Origin of the sequence: Streptomyces sp. (assembly GCF_050698815.1) — a bacterium.
Taxonomy (GTDB): Bacteria; Actinomycetota; Actinomycetes; order Streptomycetales; family Streptomycetaceae; genus Streptomyces.
Map to the genome: position 1 here is coordinate 1 of NZ_JBOHCV010000776.1, position 5,100 is coordinate 5,100.

Genomic DNA, 5,100 nt, shown 5'->3' on the forward strand with positions numbered 1-5,100 from the left:
GGCCCGGATCAGGCGCCGGCCGCCGTGAGCAGGTCCTTGTGCTGCGGGCACAGATGGGTGATCGCCGGCTTGGCGCCGGCGATCTCCCCGGTCCTGATCGCGTCGATGACGGCCTTGCGGTCCGCCTCCTCGGTACGGGTGATGCGCTGGCAGATCTCCTCACCGCTGACCGCGATGGCCGCCGGATCGATGCCCTTGGGCACCCGCCCCTCCAGATACCTCTGCTGCTTCTTCGTGAACGAGCCCGTCGCCGGGGTCAGTCGACCCTTCGGGACCTTGGGCGTCCTGGAAGTCTCGGCCGCCCTGGGCTTGGCCGACGCGGCAGGCTTTCCCGGGCTTTCGGCCCGCGCCTCCTGTTCGCCCCTCGCATCGGCGGTCCGCGCGCTGGACGGCTTCGGCCTGTCGTCGCCACCGCCGCCCTCCGCGCAGCCCGTCACCGTCAGCAGGAGTGCCGTACCGGAGGCCAGCGCGACCAGGGCTGTCCGTACCCTCGTCATCGTGCCCCCAGGGCCGCCGCGCTCCGGGCGGTGACGGTCACCTTGGCGGACAGCCCGCTGGTGTTGGTGCCGTCGCTTGCCGTGATCCGGTAGCTGTAGGCCGACCCGGGGGTGACCGAGGTGTCGGTGAAGGTCAGCTGCGGACGCCGCCAGGGCACGGACTCGCCGGTGGTGGTGTGCAGCGGGGTGGCACTGCCGTTGCGGTAGACGCGGTAGGTCAGCTTGCTGTCGTCCAGATCCAGGCTGGAGCGCCAGTTCAGCCGCACCTTGCCCGCTGTCGTGGTGGAGGCGGTGACTTGCGAGGGCACGTAGGGAACCCCGGTGTCGGGGGTGTTGGCGAACCGGGTGAGGCCCTGCTGCGCCTTGCCGTCGACGGTGGTGAACTCGCCGCCCGTCCACATGTAGTCGGTGCCGCCGGACGGGGAGACCGTCATCGCCCGCGGCCCGAGCTGCTCCCCGAGGCCGCCGTTGGTGTTCGGGAACCAGCCGAGCAGCTTCGGATTGCCGACCGACTCCGCGAGCAGATGCCGCCGCGGGCCCTCGGGGAACTCGCCCATCGAGGAGCAGTCGTGGGCGTGCGAACCGCTGTAGAGCACGGAGCGGTAGACCGCGACGGACTGCGTGGCGCCGAGGCAGGTGTCGCGCCAGCGCTGGTTCAGGTCGTCGAGGTCCAAGGCGATCCGGCCGTCGAAGACACCGCCGCCGCTGCCTTCGTTTCCGGTGTAGAAGCCGGTCGCGTCGGAGGTGATGGCCTTCACGACGGAGGCGGGATGGATGAATCCGGAGTACGAGCGGACCAGCCCGCCCGACGTGGCGTTGACGACGGCCAGCGCGTGCGACCAGGTGGTTGTGCCGAGCCAGTTGAAGTCGCCGCCGATGGCGACCCGTTGGACGCCGCCCGGGCCGGTACCCGGCAGCACCTTCAGGGCGCGGCCCGGCCGGTCGGCCTTCGGGTTCCAGGGGAGCAGCGCGCCGCCGGCGGTGACCGCCGCGAAACGCCCGCGGGCCTGCCCGGCCACCTTGGTGAAGTCGCCGCCGAAGTAGAGGGTTTTCCCGTCGGGTGCGACGTCGAGGGCGCGCACCGGTGCGGGCACGGCGGGCCGGAAGCCGGTTCGCACTTTGCAGGTGTCGATGTCGATGGCCGCGAGACTGCTCACGCCCGTGCCGTTCACGGCGCCGAACGAGCCGCCCGCGTAGAGGGTTTCGCCGTCGGGGGAGACGGCGAGGGCGGCCACCTTGGCCGTGCCCGAGCCGATGGTGAAGTCCAGCTTGCAGTCCGTGGGCGCTCCCGTCGCGGCGTCGAAGGCCGCGAAGTTGAGCGCCCGCCGTTCGTTGCTGCCCGCGGGAGAGCCCGGCGGGCGGATGGCGGAGAAGGTGCCGCCGGCGAAGACGACACCGCCCGCCTGGGCGGCCGCCCAGACGATGCCGTTCGTCTGCCAGGTCGGCAGCTCGTCCGCGGTCATCGCGACGGGCGGGGTGAGCGCCGCCGCGTCCTGTGCGCCGGTGACCGCCTGCACGGCGGTCAACGACCCCATGACCAGCGCGAGTACCGAGCCGACGGTCACCGCCCGCCGCCCTTGTGATCTGTTGCTGCGGCTCCTCATGAGCCCCCCTCGGTTTGTGTCTTCAGTTGTCCGTGTCATGCGGTTGTGCTCACTGGAGCGCTCACTGGAGCTCACCGGTCTACCCGAACCGTCGCGCCCGCCAGCTCCGCCTCCAGCGCGCTGATGTCCGCCTCCACCATCACGCGCGCCAGCTCCGGCCACAGCACGGTCGGCTTCCAGCCCAGCACCGTCTCGGCCTTCCCCGCGTCGCCGATCAGCGCGTCGACCTCGCTGGGCCGCTCGTACTTCGCGTCGAACTCCACGTGCTCCCGCCAGTCGCGCCCGGTCACCGCGAAGGCCGCGGCGAGGAAGTCGCGCACCGTGCCGGCCTCCCCGGTGGCGACCACATAGTCGTCCGGGGTGTCGTGCTGGAGCATCAGCCACATCGCCTCGACGTACTCGGGGGCGTAGCCCCAGTCCCGCACCGCGTCCAGGTTGCCGAGATAGAGCCGCTTCTGAAGTCCCGCATCGATGCGGGCCACCGCACGGCTGATCTTGCGGGTCACGAAAGTCTCCCCGCGGCGCGGTGACTCGTGGTTGAAGAGGATGCCGTTCACCGCGAACAGGTCGTACGCCTCGCGGTAGTTGACCGTCGCCCAGTAGCCGAAGACCTTGGCGCAGCCGTACGGACTGCGCGGGTGGAAGCGCGTGCGCTCATTCTGCGGAGGCGGGGCCGCGCCGAACATCTCCGAGGACGACGCCTGGTAGATGCGGGTGTCGATGCCGCTGGCCCGGATCGCCTCCAGCAGCCGCAGCGCCCCCATGCCCGTCACGTCACCGGTGTAGAGCGGGGAGTCGAAGGAGACCCGGACGTGAGACTGGGCGCCGAGGTTGTAGACCTCGTCGGGACGCAGGTCACGCAGCAGGTTGACCAGGGCCACTCCGTCGCTGAGGTCGGCGTGGTGCAGCACCAGGGACCGGTGCTCCTCGTGCGGGTCCTGGTAAAGATGGTCCAGCCGGGCGGTGTTGAAGGACGAGGAACGGCGCACCAGTCCGTGCACCGTGTAGCCCTTCGAGAGCAGCAGCTCCGTGAGGTACGAGCCGTCCTGCCCGGTGATGCCGGTGATCAGCGCGCTCTTTCCCGCCGGCTTCGCCGCTGGGACCCCCAGGGTCCGTCTCCCTGTCGTACCGGTCATTCGCGATGCCCTCCGTCATTCCCCGTCGACGCCGGGCGTCGCCCGGCGTTCCGATATTCCGGTCTCATCCGCCCGGGGATCTGGCAGGGTTCGGTGGTATGACGGAAATAGCGCCATCCACCCCGCTGCTGCCTCGCTCCGCCCGGGTCTTCGTCGCGGGTCACCGCGGCCTGGTCGGCTCCGCGGTCGCCCGCCGGCTCACCGCCGAGGGCCACGACGTGCTCACCCGCGACCGTGCGGCGCTGGATCTGCGCGACGCCGCCGGCACCGAGAGCTTTCTGCGCCGGTCCCGCCCCGACGCCGTCGTACTGGCGGCGGCGAAGGTGGGCGGCATCATGGCCAACAGCACCGAACCGGTGCCCTTCCTGGAGGACAACCTGCGCATCCAGCTGAGCGTGATCGCCGGGGCGCACGCCGCCGGTGTGGCCCGGCTGCTCTTCCTCGGCTCGTCCTGTATCTACCCCAGGCTCGCCCCCCAGCCGATCACCGAGGAGGCCCTGCTGACCGGCCCGCTCGAGCCGACCAACGAGCCGTACGCGCTCGCCAAGATCGCCGGCATCGCGCAGGTGGGTGCCTACCGGCGGCAGTACGGCGCGTCGTTCATCTCCGCTATGCCGACGAACCTCTACGGCCCCGGCGACAATTTCGACCTGGCCACCTCGCACGTACTGCCCGCCCTGATCCGCCGCTTCCACGAGGCGAAGCGGGACGGGCGCGAGGAGGTGGTGCTGTGGGGAAGCGGCACACCGCGCCGCGAGTTCCTGCACGTCGACGATCTCGCCCGGGCCTGCACCCTGCTGTTGCGGGAGTACGACGAGGACTCCCCGGTCAACGTCGGCCGCGGCGAGGACCTGACCATCCGCGAACTCGCCGGGACGGTGCGGGAGGTGGTCGGCTTCGAGGGGCGCATCGCCTTCGACACCGGCAAGCCCGACGGCACCCCGCGCAAGCTGCTGGACGTCTCCCGGCTCGGCGCGCTCGGCTTCCGGCCCCAGGTCGGGCTCGCCGACGGCATCCGGGACACCTACGCGTGGTGGCTGCGTTCGCACTCGCTCTCCCCGGCTTCCTAGTACGCGCCGCGGCCGTCGACGACCGCACGGACGGTGCGGGCGAGCAGGTCCAGGTCGGTGGTGATCGACCAGTTGTCCGCGTACCGCAGATCCAGCGCCAGGCTCTCGTCCCAGGACAGGTCCGAGCGCCCGCCGACCTGCCAGGGCCCGGTGAGCCCGGGCTTGACGCACAGCCGCCGCAGTGCGGCGGTGTCGTAGCCGGCCACCTCCTCCGGCAGCGGCGGCCGCGGCCCGACCAGTGACATCTCGCCGCGCAGTACGTTCACCAGCTGCGGCAGCTCGTCCAGCGAGGTACGGCGCAACAGCCGCCCCACCCGCGTCACCCGTGGATCGCGGCGGATCTTGAACATGGGCCCGTCCTGCTCGTCGGCAGCGGCCAGCGCCGGCCGCAGCCGGTCGGCGGCCTCCACCATCGAGCGGAACTTCCACATGGTGAAGGGCGAGCCGAGGTGCCCGACCCGGGTCTGCCGGTACAGCACGGGGCCCGGCGAGCCGACCCGTACGGCCGCGGCCACCAGCGCGAACAGCGGTGCCAGCAGCAGCAGTCCGCAGGCCGCGCCCACCCGGTCCAGCACCGTCTTCATCGCCAGCTGCGGTCCGCCGCGTACGGGCGGCGCGATGTGCAGCAGGTTCAGCCCGGCGGCCGTCGAGGGGCGGACCCGGCGCAGCGCCACCTCCGTCAGTCCGGAGGCGATGGCCAGCGGCAGTCCGGCGTCATGGGCCGCCCAGGACAGCCGCCGCAGCCGGTCGCCGGTCAGCAGCGCGCCGGGCACGATCAGCACCAGCTCGGCCC

4 protein-coding genes and 1 pseudogene are annotated in these 5,100 nt (G+C 71.7%); 1 reads left to right on the forward strand and 4 read right to left on the reverse strand.

Annotation, left to right across the window (positions count from 1 at the left end; all coding sequences use genetic code 11):
• Positions 1-8: 8 nt before the first annotated feature.
• The 3 genes and pseudogenes from ACRDP3_RS27855 to gmd all read right to left on the reverse strand — a co-directional run bounded on the left by ACRDP3_RS27855 (position 9) and on the right by gmd (position 3,237).
• Positions 9-497 (reverse strand): hypothetical protein, encoded by a 489-nt coding sequence (locus ACRDP3_RS27855; RefSeq protein ID WP_431519792.1) that lies wholly within the window; start codon positions 495-497, stop codon positions 9-11.
• Between the two features lie 17 nt (positions 498-514).
• Positions 515-2,101: pseudogene (locus tag ACRDP3_RS27860) on the reverse strand (hypothetical protein); the annotation flags it as partial.
• A 71-nt stretch (positions 2,102-2,172) separates the two neighbouring features.
• Entirely contained in the window at positions 2,173-3,237 is a 1,065-nt protein-coding gene (gene gmd / locus ACRDP3_RS27865; protein WP_431519793.1) for a GDP-mannose 4,6-dehydratase, read from the reverse strand.
• A 98-nt stretch (positions 3,238-3,335) separates the two neighbouring features.
• Here gmd and ACRDP3_RS27870 point away from each other — a divergent pair, with 98 nt between their 5' ends.
• Positions 3,336-4,307 carry a GDP-L-fucose synthase family protein gene (locus ACRDP3_RS27870; protein WP_431519794.1) on the forward strand — a complete coding sequence of 324 codons (972 nt, stop codon included), beginning with the start codon at positions 3,336-3,338 and terminating at the stop codon, positions 4,305-4,307.
• On the opposite strand, the gene ACRDP3_RS27875 is transcribed toward ACRDP3_RS27870, so the two are convergent.
• Positions 4,304-5,100: exopolysaccharide biosynthesis polyprenyl glycosylphosphotransferase (locus ACRDP3_RS27875; RefSeq protein WP_431519795.1), on the reverse strand; the 797-nt coding region annotated here is incomplete at its 5' end. The genes ACRDP3_RS27870 and ACRDP3_RS27875 overlap by 4 nt on opposite strands.